This is a genomic window from bacterium (assembly GCA_035380285.1).
In the GTDB taxonomy this organism is placed as follows: domain Bacteria; phylum Auribacterota; class Erginobacteria; order Erginobacterales; family DAOSXE01; genus DAOSXE01.
In genome coordinates this window covers 40,552-63,160 of the sequence record DAOSXE010000003.1, presented here as the reverse complement: position 1 = coordinate 63,160, position 22,609 = coordinate 40,552, and the positions used below count along the sequence as shown (strand labels likewise).

Annotated in this window: 7 protein-coding genes; 2 read left to right on the top strand and 5 right to left on the bottom strand. The window is 60.8% G+C overall.

Going from position 1 to position 22,609, the window contains the following annotated elements; translation table 11 throughout:
• Nucleotides 1-304 precede the first annotated feature (304 nt).
• Both PLZ73_01900 and PLZ73_01895 read left to right on the top strand, forming a co-directional pair.
• Complete coding sequence (locus PLZ73_01900) at nt 305-18,403, top strand: right-handed parallel beta-helix repeat-containing protein (GenBank protein HOO76621.1); 18,099 nt, start codon at nt 305-307, stop codon at nt 18,401-18,403.
• Nucleotides 18,404-18,469: 66 nt separating this feature from the next.
• Nucleotides 18,470-18,754, top strand: a complete 285-nt coding sequence (locus PLZ73_01895) for a hypothetical protein (protein HOO76620.1) — start codon at nt 18,470-18,472, stop codon at nt 18,752-18,754.
• A 9-nt stretch (nt 18,755-18,763) separates the two neighbouring features.
• Here the strand turns inward: PLZ73_01895 and PLZ73_01890 are convergent, their stop codons facing one another.
• The 5 genes from PLZ73_01890 to ribD form a co-directional block, all read right to left on the bottom strand.
• A complete protein-coding gene (locus PLZ73_01890) occupies nt 18,764-19,666 on the bottom strand; it encodes a sugar phosphate isomerase/epimerase family protein (protein HOO76619.1) in 903 nt (300 codons plus the stop codon).
• Nucleotides 19,667-19,750: 84 nt separating this feature from the next.
• Nucleotides 19,751-19,912 carry a 30S ribosomal protein S21 gene (gene rpsU / locus PLZ73_01885; protein ID HOO76618.1) on the bottom strand — a complete coding sequence of 54 codons (162 nt, stop codon included), beginning with the start codon at nt 19,910-19,912 and terminating at the stop codon, nt 19,751-19,753.
• 92 nt (nt 19,913-20,004) lie between these two features.
• On the bottom strand, nt 20,005-20,673 hold the full coding sequence (locus PLZ73_01880; protein ID HOO76617.1) for a TonB family protein: 669 nt from the start codon (nt 20,671-20,673) through the stop codon (nt 20,005-20,007).
• 3 nt (nt 20,674-20,676) lie between these two features.
• Nucleotides 20,677-21,309, bottom strand: a complete 633-nt coding sequence (locus PLZ73_01875; protein ID HOO76616.1) for a riboflavin synthase — start codon at nt 21,307-21,309, stop codon at nt 20,677-20,679.
• 187 nt (nt 21,310-21,496) lie between these two features.
• The gene (ribD, locus tag PLZ73_01870) at nt 21,497-22,606 is read right to left on the bottom strand and encodes a bifunctional diaminohydroxyphosphoribosylaminopyrimidine deaminase/5-amino-6-(5-phosphoribosylamino)uracil reductase RibD (GenBank protein ID HOO76615.1); all 1,110 of its coding nucleotides are present in this window, start codon (nt 22,604-22,606) and stop codon (nt 21,497-21,499) included.
• Nucleotides 22,607-22,609: the final 3 nt, after the last annotated feature.

Below are 22,609 nucleotides of genomic sequence, written 5' to 3'. Positions count from 1 at the left end.
GGACCATCACTGGTAACGGCACCTTTCCTCCGTCATTGCGAGCGGAGCGAAGCAATCCACACACGTTTCTATGCCGAAGAGAATGCTTCGTCCCCATCGGGTCCCTGTCAATGACCTGTAAATGCAATTACGGACTCCCCCATGAACACTATACCAGAAAACCGTTGTAATGGCGTTTAAGGCTTTCACCGGGCCGAAGATCGGGCCGATGGTTGATTTCGCGCCAATATATGATATATACTAAATAACCAAGATTAGGGATATTGCCACGTTATTGCCGCGATTCGAAAGGGGTTCCCGAACGATGAACAATAGGTTTTTGCTGGCTACCCTGGCCGCCGCCCTCGTTTTCCTTGCCCCCGCCCCGGCTCCGGCCCAATCTCTGACCCTGACCGCGCCCAACCAAAGCGGGCTGGCCTGGAGCGGGGCCGAAGATATCGCCTGGACGGCGGGGACCTCGGGGTGGGCTCCCGGGGATGTCCTGACCATCGAACTCTCCGACAACGGGGGGAGTTCCTACGACTTCCTCCTGGCGATGAACATCCCCTACGACCTGGAAATCTTCCGTTTTCACTCCAGTCTCTTCGCCGACGGTTCTTCCTATCGGGTGCGCCTCTCCTGGACGGCCGGGGGCGGGGGCTCGGCCGAAAGCGGCTACGATTTTACCATCGCCAATCCCGTGACCGGGACCGCCTACTTCGTCAACGACACCGACACCGCCCTCGACGTTTACTGCACCGCCGCCGGCAGCGACGGAAACAGCGGCCTTTCCCCCGCTTCCCCCCGTTATACGCTACAGAGCATTATCAACGGCTATAACCTGGGCCCCGGAGACGTCATCTTCACCGACACCGGCACCTGGACTCTCCAGACGGGGATCAGCCTGACTTCGGCGGACGAAGGCACCTCCAGCGGTTACCTCGGTCTAGCCGGCTCTCCCAACGGCAGCCTTTTTATCGGAACCAAACTGCCGGCTTCCGCCCCGGGATTCAACGCCTACATCTCCCGATATTTGGATCTCTCCTCATTCAGCCTCCAGAGTTGTACTGGGCAGGGACTTTCGATCAACCGAGGACATTATTCTCAACTTCATAACATCTCGGTCACGGGCTCCGGGAAAGAAGGCTTCAAACTCGATACGGCCAACTTCGTGGACATAACCGACCTGATTTCATCTCACAACGCCGGACACGGTCTTTACGCGCTTAACTGCAATGCGTTGACGGTATCCGACTCCGCTTTCAACGACAACGGCGTGGCGGAAGAAAACATCCAGGGCCTCTATCTGGATAATTGCGACAACTCCACTTTTTTATCTTGCTCCGCTTCCGGAAACTATCATGGTTTTTATATCGCATCTTCAGAAGGACTGGAAATCGACAATGCCTTCGCCGAAAACAACGATTACATCGGCATTCGCCTCTATTCCTGTACGTCGAGCGCGGTAACGAATTCGTTTCTGCAGAATAACCACCGCAACCTCAGGATCGATAACGCGGAACGGATCGCGGCTATCAATAATTTTCTATATGGCGACATCTGTTTCCAGGTAACCGCCCTCAATGGCCTTGCAACTATTAGGAATAATATTATAATCCCATCCGGGTCAGGAGGTTACGGCTTCAGTCTTTCCGACACCGAGGAGTCGCTTGCTCAAAATTTAAGAAGCGACTACAACGATATCGTTCCCCGTAACGGCGCTCAGGTCGGGATTCTTATCGGGGTGGGCGATTTTTCCGATATCCGCAACTGGGTCTTGGGAATGGGGCAGGACGGCCACAGCCTCAGCCAAGGGGCGCTGGAAGTGGACCTGGCCGGTGGGGATGTCCACCTGCAGTCGACGGAGGGGACCTGGACCGCCGGAGCTTGGACGGTATACTCCGAGAGCAGCCCCTGTCTGAACTTGGGGCAACCCGAAATTGCCGCCACTACGCTTTCCGCCGCCGCCGCGACCGGCGCCGCCGAACTTTCCCTCGCCGACGCTTCCGGTTTCTCTTCCGCCGGAGGAACAATCCGAATCGGGACCGAAACGGCCTGGTACGAAACCGTATCCGGCAACACCCTGACCGGATGCACCGGGGTGACATGGAGCCATGAGACCGGAACAGCTGTCTACTACCCGGCTTCCGGGGACTATTCCCGAGAAACCGCCCCCAATGGAAGCCGGGTCAATATGGGCAAATACGCCGATACGGAAGAAGCTTCTCTTTCCTCCACGAATTCGCTGGACCTGACCTCCCCGCTGGGACGCCCGGCTGCTACCGAAAAATGGTCGGGCTCTCACGAGATCGCCTGGGAAACCTTCGGCTCCGGATGGGCCCCGGGAGATACGGTCGAAATCGAGTATTCGACCGATTCGACATTCTGGTTCACCCTCACTTCCGGAGTCGATTACAATCCGGTAACCGGTCCTCAATGGACTACGGCATCGGTCGGAGACGGGGCCAGCTACCGGGTCCGCATCGGCCAAGACGGAGGATCCATTCCCCGTGCCGACTATTCCCATTCGGGAATTTTTATGGTCGATAACTCCCCGCCGGAAAACGTCCGTACCTCTTCCCCCGCCGATGGTGCCTTCGGCCAGGAACTTTTGGTCAGTCTGGTCGCCCAAAACGCCACTGACAACGTCGCCGGTCTCGACGCCACCCCCTACTTCTTCGAAATCGATACTAACAACACCTTTCCCGCGCCCGTCAGCTCCGGCTGGCAGGCTTACAATGCCTGGACAGTTTCCGTCGATCCCAACAAAACTTACTACTGGAGGGTGCGGGCCCGGGACTCGGCCGACCCCAACAACGTCAGCGCCTTTTACGGCCAGAGCGACGCCCCCGATACCTATTCGACCTTCTCCACCCGTTCCTACTACTACGCCGAGGACATCGAGAGCTCCACCGTGGGGCTGCGCTGGATCCTGGCCAACATCGACCTGGCCCCGGGCGACAAGGTCTTCGTCACCCCCGGCTACTACGGGCTCAGCGCCCCCCTGGAGTTTTCCGCCGGGGACGAGGGGACGGCCGATCTGCCGGTCACCATCACCGGTTACGGGGGGGAAGTCGTCCTCGACGCCGGCGGGGTCGAATCCAACTGCCTGCGGATCACCGGGGATTATTTCGACGTCCAGTGGTTCTCCTTCAGCGGGGCCACCGCTTCCGGGGTCTACATCAGCGGGGACGGGAACTCCCTTTCTCTGGGCGGCAGCTTTTATAACGGAGGCGACGGGATCGAGGTGGCGGGCGAATCCAACACCATCAAGAACATGCTCGTCCACGACAACGCCCTCTCGGGGATCCACCTCTACGGGGCCTACGAAACCGCCGTCTTCAACAACACCTGCACCCTCAACGGGGCCTCTGAACTCTTCCTGGAAGACGCGCCCGGAGAAGGATCGAGCGCCGCCGAAATCTATAACAACATTCTCTGGGAACAGGGGGCGGATGCGGCCGTCCGGGTCGGGGGTCTCAGCCGGCTGGCTTTCGCTTCCGACTACAACGACCTCTACGCCACCGGGAGCGGAGCGGTCGGCTGCTGGAACGGGCAGACCGCGGTTTCCTTCGCGGACTGGACCGGGGCCTCGGGAGGGGACGGCAACGGGACCAGCCGCAACCCTCTCTTCGCCGGCACCGGGGACTACCACCCCCAGAGCACGGGCGGATCGTACCACGGAGGTGCCTGGCTCCCTGACGGGAACGATTCCCCGGCCCTGAACGCGGGGAGCCCCTACACTCCCTGCGGGCTCGAACCCGCCCCCAACGGGGGCCGGGCCAACCTGGGCCGCTACGGGAACACCCGGGAAGCCTCCCTCTCCCCCGGGAACCCGGGCGGCCGCGATTTCTACGTCAACGACGGCGACGACGCCTTCGACTACTACTGCACCACCACCGGCCTGCCCTGGCCCGTTCATAACGGCCTCTCCCCCGCCTCTCCCCTGGAGTCGGTCCAGGAAGTGCTGGTTCACTACACTCTCCAATCGGGCGACGTCGTCCGGGTCGATACCGGAAGCTACGTCCTCACCTCCCCGATCGAGCCTACTGTGAGCGGCGCCGCCGGCAATCCGATCACTCTGATCGGGTCTCCCGACGGAACCCTGATCGATGCCGGTTATGCGGTCAATAACTGCCTGCGACTGAGAAATACGTATTATTGGACCGTCGAAGCTATCGATTTCATCAACGCCACCGACGATAGCATTTACGGCAATGCGGTCGACAACCTGGTGGTTCGAAATTGCAATATCATCGGCAGTTTCAACAATGGAATTTATCTGACGCGATCAGATCATATCCTCGTGTCCGGCTGCGTGGTCAGTTTAAGCAGTTCTTCCGGTTTATTCATGGAGAGGATCACGGAGGATTCCGTCGCGGCTTCCAACACCATCTACAACAACAACGATTACGGCATCCGGGTCATCAGCGGTTCCGATGTCATCATCGAGAATAACTACTGCCATAATAACAACAACAGCGGCATCTACGTCTTTTCCAATCCCGGAACAAATCGCATCAGCGACAATATTTGCCACGATAACGGAGACCCCGGCTCCGGAACTTACTCAGGTATTTTCGCCAGCGGCGTTACCACCACGAATATTTCCGGAAACACCTGCTACAACCAACGCTATGGAATCTATGTCTATTCCGATAAGTTTGGAACCGTGCAGGGCAATATGGTTTCAAATTGTTATCGCGGCATCTTTCTGAACGTATTCAACGACGGATCAGCCGTTAATAACACGGTCTTTGAAAACAGCGATACAGGCATTATGTTCATCAGTTCCAATAACGTGCAAACAGCCAACAACACCATGTACTTGAACGGCTTGCGGAGTCTCTATGTAGATACCACGGTCACGAATTTAAACTCGGTCAACAATGTCTTTAGAGCCGACGGAAGCGGCAATTACGCCCTATATTACCGTTCCGGTTCCCCCGGCGGCCAAGGATATTCCTCGGATTACAACTGTTTCCAGATCTCCGGAGGCGCCGAACTCGGCTACTGGACCGGGGGGAGGGCCGGCCTCGAACAGTGGCAGCTTGCCACCCGCCGCGACGGCCACAGCTTCGAGGACGATCCCCGCTTCCTCGACCCCGCCGGGGGGGACTTCCACCTCCGCTCCTCCGAGGGGACCTTCACCGACGGCCGTTGGATCGGCTACGGGGTCGACAGCCCCTGCCTGAACAAGGGCAACCCCGGCGACGACTACTCCCTGGAACCGTCCCCCAACGGGAGCCGGGTCAATATCGGCGCCTACGGAAATACTCAGGAAGCGTCGATGTCCAGCCTCAAGACCCTCTCCCTGGAATCCCCCTATGGAGGAGAAAAGTGGTCCCGTTCCCACCCCATCTCCTGGTCGGCATACGGCGATACCTGGTCCCCGGCCGATACCGTTACCCTGGAATACACTTCAAACGCCGGTGCGTCATATAACTCGATCACCGACGGAATCCCCTACATCACCAGCCCCCTGGCGGCCTGGAACACCCTTTCCGCCGGCGCCGACAGCGCCATCTATAAAATCCGGATCAGCGCCGACGGGGGCCCAAGCCATTTTGCCGAGGACCTGAGCGGGCTCTTCACCGTGGACAATACTCCGCCCCATAATGTCGGATGCAGCCTTCCTCCTCTGGATTCGATTAGAGAATCCCTTTCCACTCCTTTAACTGCGCTCGGGGCCGGAGACTCGCCAGCCGGATTGGCCGGCCAGCCCTACTATTTCCAGATCGACGTCACCCCCGGCTTCGACTCTCCCAGCCTTCAGAATTCAGGTTGGAGGAGTTATCGCACCTGGCTGCCCGTGCTCCAGCCCAACACCACCTACTACTGGCGGGTCAACGCCCGGGATGCGGCCGATCCCACCAACGAATCCGGGTTCTGCGGCGACGTCGACACCCCGGGGACGTCCTGGTGGTTCCGAACCATCGGCGTTTATCACGCACTGGATATAGAATCCGAGACCGTGGGCCTGCGCTGGATCCTGGACAACTATGATATCGCCCCCGGCGATATCGTCTACGTCGATGCCGGAAGCTACTCGCTCTCGGATGTCCTGGTTTTGAATCCGGATGACGGGGGTTCCGAAGATGCTCAGGTCAAGATTATCGCCGATGGGGGCAAGGTCATACTTGACGCCGGAGGAGGGATAAACGCTTTGGAAATCGCCGGAGACTGGTTCGAAGTGGCTGGATTTGCCTTTACCGGAGCTACCGATGCCGGTCTGTTGATCACCGGGGACCATAACCAGGTTTCCGACGGCGAGGCCTACGGCAACGGAGGGGCCGGAATCGAAGCCACCGGGGATTATACCGTCATCCGCAATATGCTCAGTTACGCCAACGGAGCCGAGGGCATTCTCTTGGGAGCTTCCCGCTATGCTCTGATCGAGAACAACACCTGCGCCGATAATGGGACCCGACAACTCTACGTCGCCGATATTTTCCCGGCCTGGTCTGTCCACACCATGGGCTCGACCGACTGCACCGCGATCAACAACATCCTGACTGCGGCGGGGGCGGGGGCGATCGCCATCCAGGTGGACGGGGAGAGCGCCCCCGGGTGGGATTCGGACTACAACGACATCCACGCCCCGGCCCCGGCCGTCTTCGGGGTCTGGGCGGGAACGGCCGCCGCCGGCCTGGGCCAATGGCAGGACGCCTCGTTCGGCGACTTCTCCAGCCTGGGCACGGACCCGCTTTTCGTGGGGAGCGGAGATTACCATCCCCAATCTACCGAGGGTTCTTATCATGGAGGGACCTGGGGCGCCGATACTGGAACCTCGCCTGTTCTGGACTGCGGAAGCCCCGCCATTGCTTGCCTATTGGAAACTTCCCCGAACGGGGGCCGGACCAATCTCGGAGCCTACGGCAATACCGTCGAGGCATCCCGGTCTTCGGCGGGAGGCGGAACCAACTACTACGTTAACGATTCATCAACGCAATGGGATGTCTATTGTTCCACCGCCGGACTCCCGTGGCCCGCTCATGACGGCTTATCCTCTTCTTCGCCTTTAAATTCGCTGGAGACGGTTTTCAACAATCACACCATTGCTGCCGGCGACGTAATTTATGTCGACACCGGCGTTTACCCCTTGCTGAGCGAAACCAGGATCCCCGTCTCCGGGACGGCCCTTGCTCCCGTTATTCTGAACGGGTCCGCGAATGGATCGGTAATGTACATTCAAAATAATGCTCCCTCCTGTTTCTATCTAACGAATCGACAATTTATCGTTCTCAATTCATTCCGCTGCTTCAATGCTTCCGCCAACGGCATTCATCTTGCCGGCTCGACCAACATTGCTCTTAACCGTTGCGATATCCGGGGCAGCCTTCAAAGCGGAATCCATATCAACAATGCCATCGGCGGACGTATTTACATCAATGACTCGGAGATCAGTTACAATAATACTTACGGAATCGACGCCGCCACCCTCACCCAATCCGCAACTTTACATATCGCCGGGAACACTATCCATAACAACAACGGGCAGGGGATCTATCTGCTCAGTCTGGTTGGGAACGGTTTAATCGAGAATAACCGGATTTTTACAAACAATGAAGACGCCATCTACGTGAGTATCGTGACTCAAGGGCATATCAACGTTATCGGGAACCAATGTTATGACCATTCCGGAACCAATGATGACGGTATCATTATTTCCGACGGCAGCGGAATCGTAGCCGATAATATCCTTTACCGAAATTGGCGTGGGATAGTTCTCGTGAATAGTGAACTTTTCGAAGTAAGCGAGAATAGCATTTATGAAAATTATAATACGGGCTTACTCATTTCCAACACCCCCGAGGTTCAGGCCGTACATAATTTAATCTACGAAAACGCCGCGTCAGGCCTTACGTCCAACAGCGAGCGGACCATTTGTTCCGGAAATACGTTCTATCGAAATTTTTATCAACTCTACCTGGACGCCGCCGCCAAAAACAGTCTCGTGAACAACAATATTCTTTGGACTACCGGGACCGATCAATATGGGATCTATGTCGTCGGCAACCCGGCTTCGATGAATCTGGAATCGAATTTCAACTGTTTTTATATCGAGAACAATGCCAACGCCGGGCGGTGGTTGGGAGACAGGAAAACATTCTTTGACTGGCAGGCGGCCAGCGGCCAGGACGGCTCAAGCCTCAACATCAACCCGGTCTTCGCCGATGCCTCCGCAGGAGATTTCCACATCAAGAGCCCCGTGGGGCGTTACCTTGCCGATGGAAGCTGGGTGGCCGATACCGCGGGAGCCAGCGCCTGCCTCAACGCGGGCCAACTCTATCTGGCCGACTCTTATCTGGACGGAGAACTTAACGTCGGGGCAACGTTTATCGACCTCACTGATGCCACCAATTTTCAAAATGCAACGACAACCATCGAGATCGACGGCGATATCGTTTATTATAGCGGCAAAGTCGGTAACCGGCTGAACAATGTAACCGGACTTTGGCGGAATCATCCCTCCGGGAGCCGCGTCTTCCAACCGGCGGGTTCCGATTTCACACTTGAGCCTTTTCCCAATGGTGAGAGAACAAATGTCGGTGCCTACGGGGGCACAATCGAAGCATCTCTCGCGGATGTTAAAACCCTTGCTTTTGTCGAACCCCTAGGCGGGGAAGAATGGAATGGCATTCACACCATCCGCTGGCTGGCGGTTCCGGCCACGGAATGGCTCCCCGGAGACAATCTGAAACTCGAATATTCCACGGACGGCACTACTTTTACTCTGCTCTCCGACCTGGAATATCCATCGCAACAATTTCCCGATTGGGACACCACCCTGGTCGATGATGGAAACACCTATCAAGTTCGCATCACTTCCTTCGGAGAGCTGACCTCGACCAGCGGTCTTTTCACCATCGACAACTCCGCTCCGATCGATGTCGGAAGCTATCTCCCCGAAAACGGAACCGGGAGCCTGCCCGTCTATACCCCGCTGGAAGCCTATTGCGCCCGGGACGCCCTGGTGGGCCTGAACAGCGCGGCCTACTATTTTCAGGTCGATACCGACCCGGCGTTTACCGCTCCCGTCTCCTCGGGGTGGCGTTCGCTGAACGCCTGGCACCCCGACCTCTCCTCCGGAACCGTTTACTATTGGAGAGTGAAGGCCCGGGACAAGCTCGAAAACGAGTCCGGATTCTGCGGCCCGGTTCCAGATATCGCCGGCTATAGTTCCTTCTCGACCAGCGCGGTCTATACCGCCACCAACATCAACTCGGTCACTAACGGCCTGCGCTGGATCCTGGACAACCGCGATCTCGCTCCCGGAGACACGGTTTACCTCAACGCCGGCTTTTACGCACTAACCGCCCCCCTGGAGATCGAAATCGACCAGAGCGGGAACTCTTACTATCCTGTTCGGATTGCCGCCACCGGTGCCGGGGCCGTGCTCGACGGCGGCGGCCTGATCGGCCGCTGCGTCCTCCTCTCCGGAAATTTCGTGGTCCTGGAAAATGTCTCCTTCACCGGGGCCACCGACAGCGGCCTAGAGGTATCGGGGAACAATAACGAAATTTATTTCTGCCGTTCGTATTCGAACCCCGGCCGCGGGATCGTGTTCACGGGCAACGCCAATGCCCTGGTCAACTCGCTCCTCTACGGGAACGGAACCGGGGGGATTGTCCTGGACGGCTCGGAGCAATCCCGCCTGGTCAACGTGACCCTCGACGCCGACGGTGGAGACGAGATCGCCCTGAGTTCGTCCCCTTACGCCTATCTCCTCAACAACATCGTCTGGGCCCAGGGTGCTGGAAACCGGTGTATCGCCGTGGACGGTTCCAGCCAAGCCGGGTTCTCCTCGGAGTACAACAACCTTTACGCCACCTCTTCGGCCGCGGTCGGCTACTGGGACGGCTCCGACCGTTCCACCCTGGCCGACTGGCGCGCCGTTTCCTTCCAGGACCAGAGCAGCCTGAGCGACGATCCCATTTTCGTCGGCGGCGGCGATTACCATCCGCAGAGCCAGGAGGCTTCCTACCACACCGGTGCCTGGACCGCCGACACCTTCACCTCACCCGGCATCGACGCCGGAGACCCGGCATCGCCCAGTTATTCCGAATCGGCTCCCCGCGGAGGCAAGATCAACCTAGGAGCATACGGAAATACCTGGCAGGCAAGCCGCTCCTATTCCGGCGGGGGATCGCTTCCGGGAATCAACTGGTACCTGAACGACAACAGCACCGCCAACGACATCTACACTACCCACCAGGGCTCCGATTCCTACAGCGGCCAGAGCCCGGCTTTCCCCTTCCGTACCTTCTCCCGGCTTCTCGACGAAAACCTGGAACCGGGCGATACCGTGTTTGTCGATACCGGCACGTATCAGATTACGGCACCGGTCACGATCGACGACGGGGATTCCGGTTCCGACGCAGGTTGGGTATCTTTCGCCGGCAGTAGAAATTCTTCCCTGATAGATGGGCTTTTAACGGCAACCAACGGTCTAAGGCTAATCTCAGGTCACCATCTTGCGCTCCAGAGCTTAGTTCTTGCCAACAGCGCCGATATCGGTTCGTTGATGAGCGGGGCATACCGAATCCGCTTCGCCGACAATACCGTCTCATGGAACGGTCATTCCATGGCCGGTACCTCTGCACGGGGAAGGGCTCTACAGGTCACCGGAGGTTACGATATAGATATAGCCGACAACCTCTTTTCCCATAACCAAACCAGCGGGATCATTATTGAAGACTCCCCCAATCTCGCTTTATCCAACAATATCATCCGCGATCACCCCGGTTTCTGGACAACGATCGTCATAGATAGCGGAATTCGAGTAACGCGTTGCGATGAAGCCGAGCTTACCGGGAACATCGTATTCCGGAACAGTCGAGGTGTTCAGCTTCAGGATTCCGATGACGTTTCGGTCAGACAGAACATTTCCTATTCCAACGACGAAAGAGGTTTCAGTATCTCCGGGTCGACCTTGGAATTCTCCAAGAATATTTCTTACTTGAATTCAAATTATGGAATTTATTTATCGGCCTGTTCCGCCGATGAATTCAGGAATAACGTTTCTTATCAGAATACATTAAGGGAGTTACAGATTTCCGGGAGTACCGTTGATCAAGCTTTTAATAATGTTCTATGGGCGGTAGGGACCGGAAACGTCGTATTTAACGTGATTTCCGCAACAATCGGAAACCTGGATTTCAACGACATTATCCCCGAAACCGGCGCCCAAGTGGGGTCTTGGGAAGGCACTGCGGCGACGACACTGGCCTCCTGGCAAATTGCCTGTAGCCGCGATCAACACAGTCTCAGCCTCGATCCGCTCTTCGCCGATCCGAGCGGCGTCGACGGCACCATGGGCGGCCTGAACGGCGCGGACGACGACTTCCACCCCGTCAGCACCGAAGGTTCCTATCATTTTGCCGCCTGGTCGGCCGACACCGGCGACAGCCCCTGTCTCAACGCCGGGAACCCTTACGACCCCTACGACGCCGAAACCGATCCCAACGGCGCCCGGATCAATATGGGGGCTTATGGGGATTCCGCCCAGGCTTCGCGCTCTTCCCTCGACAGCATCTACCTGGTCACCCCCTACGGAGGGGCGGTAGGGAACGAGAAATGGAGCGGAACCCACGACCTGGCCTGGCTGCCGATCGGGCCCGGCTGGGGCGGCGGAGATACCGTCAGCCTGGAATACACCACCGACGGAAGCGCCTATATCTCCATCGCCGCCGGCCTGACCTGGAGCGACCTGACCTACCCCGCCTGGGACACGGCGGCGGCGGACGACGGCTCCACCTATCAGATCAGGGTCTCGGACGACGCCGATCCTGCGGCCGTCAACAGCAGCAGCGGCCGGTTCATCGTCGACAACACCGCGCCCGTCAACGTCGGCTGTCTCTGGCCCCCCGACAACACCCAGGGCCTCGATACCGACATCTCGCTGACGGGGCTGAACGCTCAGGACGCGCTTTCCGGATTGCACGCCCTCCCTTACTATTTCCGCATCGACAAGGACCCGTCGTTCTCCACGGCCGACCTGCAGAACTCCGGATGGTTAAGCTCCCCCGCGTGGAACCTCAGCGGCCTCGACACCCGGACCTGGTACTATTGGCAGGTGAAGGCCCGGGACGCGGCCGACCTGCCCAACGAAAGCGCGTTCGGGGCCGACACCGACGTTCCCGGCTCCTGGTGGGCGTTCAAGACCGCCGCCGTCTTCCACGTCGTCGACACCCAGGAACTGCGCGACGTTCTCGACACCGAGGCCTTGGAACCGGGGGACCGGATCTACCTCGACGCCGGCGGGGATTTCTCCAACGTGACCGCTCCCATCACCGCCTGGGGAACCTTCACCGGGACCGCCGACCTCCCCATCCACATCGAGGGAGAAAACGGCCGGCCCGTCATTTCCGGCGACGGCCTCGTCTCGACCCTCCTCGACATCCAGGGGTCGTACTTCCTGGTGCAGGGCCTCGATTTCACCGAGGCGGGAGGGAGCGGCCTTACCGTCAGTGGCAACGAGAACACCGTCAACAGCTGCGGCGCTTACGCCAACGGGAGCGCCGGGTTCGAAATCACCGGGGATCATACCCGGATACAGAACACCTTCAGCTACATCAACGGGTACTGCGGTATCCTGCTCAGCGGCGCCGACCGGTCCGAAGTCTACAACAACTCGTCCTACGACAACGGGACGTACGGCATTTCCCTCGCCGGCGCCACCCGGAACGCTCTCCTCAACAACATCCTCTGGGCGGTGGGCGGCGCGGAAAGCTGCGTCGGGGTCGGAGCAAGCAGCCAGCCCACCACCACCAGCAACTGGAACAACCTCTACGCCACCGGGGGTGCGGCCGTCGGCAACTGGAACGGCATCCGCTCCACCCTGGGGGATTGGCAGGTCGCCAGCCTCCAGGACGCGAACAGCCTCAGCGAAAACCCCTACTTCTACAAGCTGGCCTGGCCGGCCGACGACGGTTACATCTACGACCTTCACCTGATATCGCACTGGTTCTACACCTCCCGCTCCATCGACCGGGGGTACAGCGGCGGAGACATCCCTTCCTCGGACTACGACGCCGAAGGCCGATGGGACGATCCCGCGGTCGTCAACGAGGGAGGCGGCCCCTACAACTATTGGGACATCGGGGCCGACGAATACGTCGACACCGACCTGGACACCCTTCCCGACTACTGGGAATACCGATACTTCGGGAGCCTGGAATGGAGCGCCCTGGACGATCCCGACCACGACGGCTACGCCGGCATCGATTTCGTCAATATCGAGGAATATTACTACTACACCGATCCCAATAACCCCGACACCGATTTCGACACCTTCACCGACGGGGAAGAGATCGACTACGGAACCGATCCCCTCGACCCCGACACCGACAACGACGGGCTCCTGGACGGGCGGGAAATTTATTACTACATCAACCGCCCCTATTCTCCGAAAACGTGCGACCCGCTCGACCCGGACACCGACGACGACAGCTTCCACGCCAACTTCAACGACGGCTCGGAAGTTTACTACTGGGACAACGAATCCTGGGCTTCCTGGAGCGACGATATCGACTACGGCGGCGGCGACGGACTGGTCAACCTCCTCGACCCCGACGCCGACGGAGACGGCTGCCCCGACGGCTGGGAAGTCTATTACGCCCTGGACCCGGCCGACTACGGCCAGTTCAACCTTGATAACGGCGGAGTCGGAGACCCCGACGGGGACCGGCTCAGCAACTACGAGGAATACTATTTCGGGACCGACCCCACCAACCCCGGCGATCCCCTGACCATGTACGTCGACCTTAACGCCGCCGGCGCCGACGACGGCACTTCCTGGTCCGACGCCTGGACCACCATCGCCCAGGCCGCGGCCTGGGCCGACGCCACCGATCTCCCCGTCCGCATCCTGGTGGCGCCGGGAACCTACTACGAAAACCAGATCGAGCTGACCCGTTCGGGGATCGCCCTTCTCGGCGACAACCCGGGGCTGCCCCCGATTCTGGACGGAGGAGGGGGAGGAGGCCGCGGCTTCAATATCGAAGGCGGCGGTATCTGCCGGATCGGATCGTTCGAGATCCGCAACTGCGTCTACTCCCAGCACGGGGGCGCTTTCCGGATCTCGTCCTCATCCCCGTACCTCACCGGCCTCGTCATCCACGACAACGCCACCACCGGCGTCTCCCGCGGCGGAGCGATGTACATCCTGGGAACGGACTCCCGTCCGCTGATCTCCGGGTGCACCATCGTCAAGAACTCTGGTTATGGCAGCTACGGGGGAATCTATATTTCCGACGGAAGCCCGCGGATCTACGACTGCATCCTCTGGGGCAACGGAGACGATATCGGCCCGTCTTCGATCACCCCGGGCCAGCTTCTCTCCATTCTCTTCGGCTGCAATATCGAAGACGGAGACCTCGATGGTTTCAACGGCAACATCTCCTCCGAACCCGGCTTCCGCCATTATTACAGCAACCATCTCCACCTGGCTTCCTTCTACGGGGAGACCAACCCCTGCATCAACTCCGGTAACAGCTGGAAGGCGATGCTCCTCGATTTCGAGGGAGAGGGCCGGTGGAATTACCTCTCCATGCCCGAAACCGGATCGGGGATCGAAGGGTATTACTACTGCGACATCGGCGCCGACGAGTACCTCGACGTCGACTACAACACCCTGGCCGACTGGTGGGAAATCGAGTGGTTCTCCGCCACCGGCCAGGACCCCGACCTCGACGTCGAACCCGATGGATTGACCAACTACCAGGAATACTACTACCTGACCGATCCTACCAACCCCGATACCGATTTCGACGGGCTGACCGATTCCGACGAGGTGACCTACTGGGACGCCGTCCACGACGTCGACTGGCCCGCCAACCCCAACAACCCGCAGCGCTGGGACAGCGACGACAACGGCGACCTCCTGGTCAACATCCTCGACTGGGACAGCGATTGGGACCGCCTCTCCGACGGAGCCGAAGTCTATTACTACGGAACCGACCCCGCCGCCGTCGACACCGACGGGGACGGCATCGAAGACGGGGACGAGGTCGACTTCTGGAACGACGCCCACAACACCGCCTTCCCCGACGGCGCCGTCACCGACTGGTCCTACGACTGGGACGGCGACGGCATCCCCAACCTGCTCGACCCCGACTCGGACGCCGACGACATCCCCGACGGATGGGAGTGGGGCAACCTTTTCGATCCGGCCGACGACGGCTATTACTACCTGGTCAACGGCTCGGCCGGCGACCCCGACGACGACCGGATTTACAACCTGGTCGAATACCTCTTCGGAACCGATCCCCGCGATCCGGCCTCTCCGCCGGTAGTCGTCGTCGACGACGACGGAACCGTCGGGGTCGACTGCGACTACAACACCATCCGCGCCGCCCTGGCCGACAACGTCGGGCCCCTCTCGATCCTGGTCCGGGCCGGCTTCTACGCCGAAACCTCCATCGCCATGAAACAGGATATCGCCCTCCTGGGCGAATACGCCGCCGATACCGTCATCGACGCCTCCGGCGGCCGGGGAATCATCTTCAGCGGGATTTCGGCCGCGCTCCTCGACGGATTCACCATCACCAACGCCGAAATCGACGGCACCTCCGGCGCCGCCATCCTCTGCCTCAATTCCTCCCCCTACATCTCCAACTGCGTGATCGCCGGAAACCTGGCTACCGGGGGAGTCGGCGCCGCGCTCTATGCCGGAAACGGTTCCGCCCCCCGGATGGTGGGCTGCACCATCGCCGACAACGGCGGGGGCGCGGCCGTCTACCTCGATTCCCCCGAACCGGGCACCCTTCTCTCCAACGACATCCTCTGGGACAACGACGACGATCTTTTCGGAACCCAGACCGACATGGTCCGCAACTGCGACATCGAGGACGGGGACTACGACGGGGTCAACGGTAACCTCTCCCTCAACCCCCTCTTCGCAAGCCCGGTGACGGGCAACTACCACATCCACTGGACGTCCCCCATGATCTGCGCCGGGGCCTACCGCTATGCCGGCGGTTACGATATGGACGGATGGACCCGGCCGCAGACCGCCTGCCTGGGGCCGATCGTCCCCGGGCCGCCCGTCTACAAGATCCCGCAGGAATCGTTCAACATCGGGGCGCACGAGGCCCAGGCCCTTCCTTCTCCCACTCCCAGCCCCACCGTCACTCCCACCCCCACCGTCACTCCCACGCCCTCGGCCACGCCTTCTCCCACTCCCTCCCTCACACCTTCCGTCACCCCCACCCCTACGCCGATGACGCCGCCCCCCCTGACGCCGCCCATTCCTACTCCCGCCACTCCCACCCCCACGCCTTACGGCTACAAGACCCCGCCGCCCTCGCCCACACCCGAGTTTCCCACTCCCACTCCGGGACCGACGCCGATCGATTTCTGGTACCGCGACCGCATCCGCGAGGGCTACCTCATCCTCCACACCCCCCAGACTTACTACCTGATCGGCTGGGCCGCCGATACCTGGAGGGAGATCTACGACAAGCCGGACCACACCTGGTATATCGCCCAATGGGAGAAAGACGGCGACGTCTGGTGGAGCCAATGGACCTACCACGAGACCGCGACCCAATACCTCGACGCCCTCTGGACCACTCCCACTCCCATTCCCCCCAGCCCGATCACGCCCGAGCCGACTCCCTACATGGGCACCGCCACCCCCACTCCCCTCGGCTACAAGACGCCGACGCCGCCTCTCTTCCCCACTCCCACTCCCGAGCCTCCCGATATCCCCGATTTCCGGTACCGGGACCCCCGCTGGAACAGCTACCTCTTCCTCCACACCCCCGACACCTACTACGCCATCGGCTGGTCTTCCGACACCTGGCAGGATACGACCGCCGACATGCCCAACAACACCTGGTACATCGCCCAATGGTCCTACGGGAACGAGCCCTATGAAACCTGGTGGAGCGAATGGACCTACCACGGCCTCCGTACGCAGTACCTGGAACCCGCCTGGCCCGCCACTCCCACTCCCACCCCCACCGTCACCCCATCGCCCACCGTGACTCCTTCCGTCACCCCCACCCCTTCGTTCGCCTACTGGTTCCTGGCGGCGGGAGGGACCCGAATCAACGGCTACGACTTCGACGAATACATCTCGGTCACCAACCCCACCGGGGGGGACGCGCCCATCGAAATCACGGCCGTGGACGAACTGGGCCCCATCGTCCGTCGCAACGACATCGTCCCCGCCGAGAGCCGCTTCACCTTCGACCTGGCCACCCTGGTGGCGGGAACCCGGGGGGAGAACAACCCCTCGGTCTCGCTGCTGATCTACGACCAGACCGACCGCATCATCCTGGTCGACCGTTCCATGTATTGGAACGCCGGCGGCATCGAATGGGGCGGCGGCCACAACAGCATCGGCAGCCATGCCGCCGCCTCGACCTGGTCCCTGCCCGAAGGGGCCACCCACGCCTTCGACGAGTACATCCATATCGTCAACCCCGGCAAGGTCGGTGACCTGACCGGGTTCACATCCAACGTCCGGGTCACCTTCGTCAACCAGGAAGGCGACTCGTGGACCCGCTACAAGGAAATGCCCCCCGAGACCAACTGGAGCATCCACGTCAACGACGTGGTCGGGATTCAGCCCCATGTTTCGACCCTGGTCGAATCCCTCAACGGGGTCGGGGTCTCGGCCGACCGGACCATGTACTTCGACGGGCCCGGCTACGACGGGAGCAACGTGGAGTGGGTCGGCGGCCACTGTTCGATCGGAACCAACGAACGTTCGACCAACTGGTTCATCGCCGAGGGGTCCACCCGTACCTTCGACGAGTACATTCTCATCACCAACCCCTCCCAGGTTCAGGACGCCGACCTCAAGATCACTCTCCTCGACCGCGACGGCGTCCTCAAGGAGTTCGAACACGTGGTCCCGCCCCATACCCGTTACACCGTCTACGTGAACAAGGAAGTCGGCTGGACCGAACCCCACATCTCCGCCATCGTCGATTCCCGGCCCCGGCTCGCCCCGGCTCCGTCGCCTCATCCCGCGACCTACATCACGGTGGAACGGGCCATGTACTGGAAGCCGTTCACCCCGCAGGCCTGGGGCGCGGCCCACAACACCATCGGGGCGCTCTATACTTCGCCGGTCTGGTACCTGCCCGAAGGAGCCACCCAGGGGTTCGACGAGTACGTGCTCGTCGCCAACCCCGACCCGGACCATGCGTCCCAGGTCAAGGTCACTTTCTATTTCGAGAGCGACCCCCCCTACGAGTATTACGAAACGATCGACCCGCTCTCGCGCAAGACCATCTACGTCAATAAAATCATCTCTTCCCCCGCCATCTCGACCAAGGTGGAATCGCTGCCCGGCTATCCCGAGATCATCGCCGAGAGGGCGATGTACTGGCATTCCTACAACCCCTGGGTACAGTGGGTGGCCGGACACGCCACCATCGGTATAGCCAAGCGGTCGCAAGACTGACCTTGACCTGGAAGCGCTGTCGGCTATAATTCAAAAAAATCGCACGGGGATAGGAAGCGAGTGAGCTTGAGCCGGAAACTGCTGTTGGGACCGAGAGCCTTGGTCCTGTATCTGTCTTTGTTCCTGATCCTGGTGCCCGGGGTGAGCCGGGGAGGCATGACGGCTTCCCGGGAATCCTCGGGCCGGGACGTTCCGGCCGCGGCCGGACTCCCCCGTTTCCCCGTCCTTGCCGGAAGCGGGGTGCAATACCCCGATCAGGACGTTTCCTCGGAACTGGCGATCGTGTTCCTGATCCTGGGTGGCGCCGTCGGCCTGGCGGCCTGGGCGGCAACTTCCGCCAACCACCACTGATACTCCGAATCAGGCCGAGAGCATCTCCCTGGCGCCGGCTATGCCGGCCGCGGTTTCTCGGGGATGAACTTCGATGACGGGAACGACTCCCTCCTGCCCGACGGCGGAGCGCAGGACGGCGAAATCTACGGACCCCGAACCGGGAACGCGGTGGTCGGCGGTTCCCTCGACGTCATGGATATGCAGCCCGACCAGTCGGGAACCGTATCGTTCCAGGTAGGATAAGGCTCTCTCCAAGCCCGCGTTCTCCCGGACGGCGGCATGCCCGACGTCGTGCCAATAGCCCAGCGCCCGGGAATCCAACCCGTCCCAGAGTTCCTCGATTTCGTCCAGATTGGGGATCTCCCAGGGAAAATACCGGGTTTCCATTCCCAGCCTGACCCCGGCGGAACGGGCCGCGGGAACCAGTTCCTCGAGACTTTTTCGAACGGCCCGCAGATACGGAGATTTCCTTTTTTCCCGGGCGAGGAGTATTTTCTCTTTTTTCCGCAGGTAACGCGGCGTCCCTCCGCCCCCGGCGTCGATCCAGGCGTAGAGATCGCGGGCGGAGCGGGAGGGGGGCACGGCTCCCAGGTGAAGGACCACGGCCGAAGCGCCCAGTTCCCGGGCCCGGTCGATGGTGTTGAGGGTGTTGCGCACCGCCCAGGCCCGTTCCCTTTCCGCCGGAGCCGAAAGCGACGGGGGCTCCTCGCGGCGGCGCAACGGCGGTGCCGGGCAGTAATTGTGCAGGCTGGAAACTTCGACCGCTCCCTCGCGGACCATGTCGTGGACTTCCTCGACCATCCGGGAAGGCATGAACGCGTTCAGCTCGATTCTTTCAAAACCGAGGCCGGCGAGCTCGGCGACCATGGACCGGGCCCCGGGGTGCCGCCACGAATTCCAAACGGTCGAAATGGACAAGGGTTTCGCCATCGTCTTCTCGTCCCGCAAAAAACGATCCGGCCCCTGCCGGGGCCGGATCGCCGATGTTGCCGGGTGCTGTCGAAACCTCGGGGTTTAGCGGCGGGCTTTTCTGATCCGCCGACGGCGCTCGCTGGGTTTCTCGTAATGCCGGTGCTTTTTGATGCTCTTGATAATACCCTCCTTATCCATCTTTTTCTTGAGACGGCGAAGGGCCTTATCCACTGATTCGTTCGGTTTGAGCACGACCTTGGGCACGACTGCATCACCCCTTTGGGTTCGATAGTTGAGGTTGTTTCCAGGCTGTGAACTCTATAACGGCCCCGGGGAACCGTCAAGCCGCTTTTTCCTCACCGGGGATCTTCGGAAGACAAAGAGAAGACGATCGGAAGCTGGAAACAGAGTTCCTTCTCCTTGATCTCCGGCGGGAAGGGGGGAAAGTTGTCTCCGGCTTCCCGGACCGCCCTCAGCGCCTCGCGGTTGAATTCGGGAACCGCCGAGCCGCCGCCCCGGGGGATAACCGCTTCCGCCAGTTCGCCGTTCCGGCGCAAGGTAAAAATAACGATAACTTCTCCCTTCATCTCCGAACCGGCCAGAGCGGCGGGATACCTCCGGCACTGGAAGATCAGTTCCCATAACCGCCGGGTGTAGGCTTCCCGGGCCGCGGCGGCATCGGGAGTAGGCGCGGGAAGAACAAACCGCGGGTCCGGGGTCGGGGCGTCCGGTTCCGGCAGCGGGGCGATAACGGCCGGATCCGCTAGCCGTTTTTCCGCCGCCGGTTCAAGGGGCGGCGGCTGTTCGGCCACCGCCGGGGCGGGCTCCCCATGATGATCCGGGAAAAGCACTTCCGGCTCGTAGAGTCTGCAGAAAATCGTTTCCGAAGCACTGGCGGCAGCCGTGGAACCCGGACTTCTCCCGGAAATGAGCACCACCGCCCCGTGAAGGAGAACGGAGATGCCGAGGAAAAATGCGAACCAGGGCCTGACGCCCCCCCCGCCGTTGGGACTCGACCGAGTCAAACCCTACCTCAACAGCTCCGCCTGGTCCCAGGTCAGCCCTCGCCCCCCGTTCCCCGGCAACAACCGTTCGACGTACTTTGCGATCAGATCGGTTTCGATGTTGACCAGGTCGCCACTGCGGCGGAGGCGGAGGTTGGTCGAATCCCTGGTGAACGGGACTACGTGAACCACCGCCGAGGAGCCCTCGATAGCGGCTACGGTCAGGCTGATTCCGTCGACCGCGACCGATCCCTTCACCGCCAGGTAACGGACGTGACTGGAAGGGACCTCGATCTTGAGCAGCACCCCCCCGGCCTCCGGACGCAGATCGATTATCCGCCCGGTGCAGTCGACATGGCCGGTGACCAGGTGGCCGTCGAGGCGATCACCCACTATCAACGCCGGTTCCAGGTTGACCGCGGCCCCGGACCGCAGAGCCCCCAAGGTCGTGCGGGCCAACGTTTCCGGGGAAACGTCCATTTCCGCCGACCTTCCTCCCAGGCCTCTGACCGTCAGGCAGACCCCGTCGACCGCCAGGCTGTCCCCCACCCCGACCCCCGAAGCCAGAACGGCCGCCTCCAGACCGAGAACCCCGGCCCCGCCCCTCTCTTCCAGGAATCGAACCTTACCTATTTCCCTGATTATCCCGGTGAACATGTCTGATCATCCTTTATATTCAATACAATGGCGTCACCTTTTCTCTCGATATTTCCAGGTTCCCGTCGTCGGAGGAAACCTCCGCTTATTGACTATACCGATCGAAAACAAAGCGCAAAAGGACAAGCGATAATCGGGAAAGGCGTCGCCCAAACGCCGAGGAGCGCCGTCCATTGCAGCGGTTGTTTCATCCTTTTCTTCTTTTACCGGGCTCCAGCAACCCTCTGACGTAAATGTCGCCGCCCGGACGCGACAGTTCCAGCCGGCTCACGGATACGGCGTCGGCGATCGTCGCCGCGCCGGTGCCGGCCAGGGAAGAGACGGCGCCGCGGCCGCCCACCAGAATGGGGGCGAAGAAAAAATGCACTTCGTCCAACAAGCCCTGTTCGAGGCAGCGGGCCGCGGTGATTCCCCCGCCTTCGACCAGAAGCCGCACTATTTTCTCCCGGAACAGGTATTTGCCCAACATCCGCAGATCCAATTCGCTCCCGGTGCCGGGCAGAACGACGACCACGGCGCCGGCCTTTTCCAATCTTTTGACCCGGGCCGCCGGGGCGCCGGAGCCGACCGCCACCACCACTCCGGCGGATCGGGCAAAGAGCCGGGCACGGGGCGAGAGGCGGGCGCCGGGGTCGATCACCACCTTTTTCAGCCCGGGATTGGCGTAGCCCATGCGCGCGCTCAGAGAGGGGTCGTCCGCGTCCACCGTCCCGATCCCGACCATGACCGCGTCCGCCGACGAGCGCAGGCGATGGACGATCCGGCGGCTGGCGGCGGAGCTGATCCATTTCGAATTTCCGGTCTTAGTGGCGATCTTGCCGTCCAGGGAAAGCGCCAGCTTGAGCATGCCGTAGGGTCTCTCTTGCGCGATCCACACCGAAAAATCCCGGTTCAACAGCGAACATTCTTCCCGGCATACTCCGGTGACGACTTCTACCCCGGACCGGCGCAGCAGGTTCAAGCCTCTCCCCCGATGCCGGGGATTGGCGTCGACGGCGCCGACCACCACCCGCCGGACGCCATGGGCGAGAATGGCCGCGGTGCAGGGGGGAGTTTTCCCGAACGTGCTGCAGGGCTCCAGCGTCACGTAGAGCGTCGCTCCCCGGGCCCGGCTCCCGGCCCGGCTCAACACCCGGGCTTCGGCATGAGGCCCGCCGTAACGGGAGTGGTAGCCGGCGGCGACGACCTTGCCCCCTTTGACCAGCACCGCCCCCACTTTGGGGTTGGGGCGCACCCTGTCGCCGCCGCGGCGGGCCAGCCCCAGAGCCTGCTTCATGTAAAATTCGTCGCGGTTCATTTC

Coding starts and splice junctions, on each gene's coding strand:
- PLZ73_01900 (HOO76621.1), top strand. CDS start 305: ATGAACAATAGGTTTTTGCTGGCTACCCTGGCCGCCGCCCTCGTTTTC.
- PLZ73_01890 (HOO76619.1), bottom strand. CDS start 19,666: ATGGCGAAACCCTTGTCCATTTCGACCGTTTGGAATTCGTGGCGGCAC.
- PLZ73_01875 (HOO76616.1), bottom strand. CDS start 21,309: ATGTTCACCGGGATAATCAGGGAAATAGGTAAGGTTCGATTCCTGGAA.
- ribD (HOO76615.1), bottom strand. CDS start 22,606: ATGAACCGCGACGAATTTTACATGAAGCAGGCTCTGGGGCTGGCCCGC.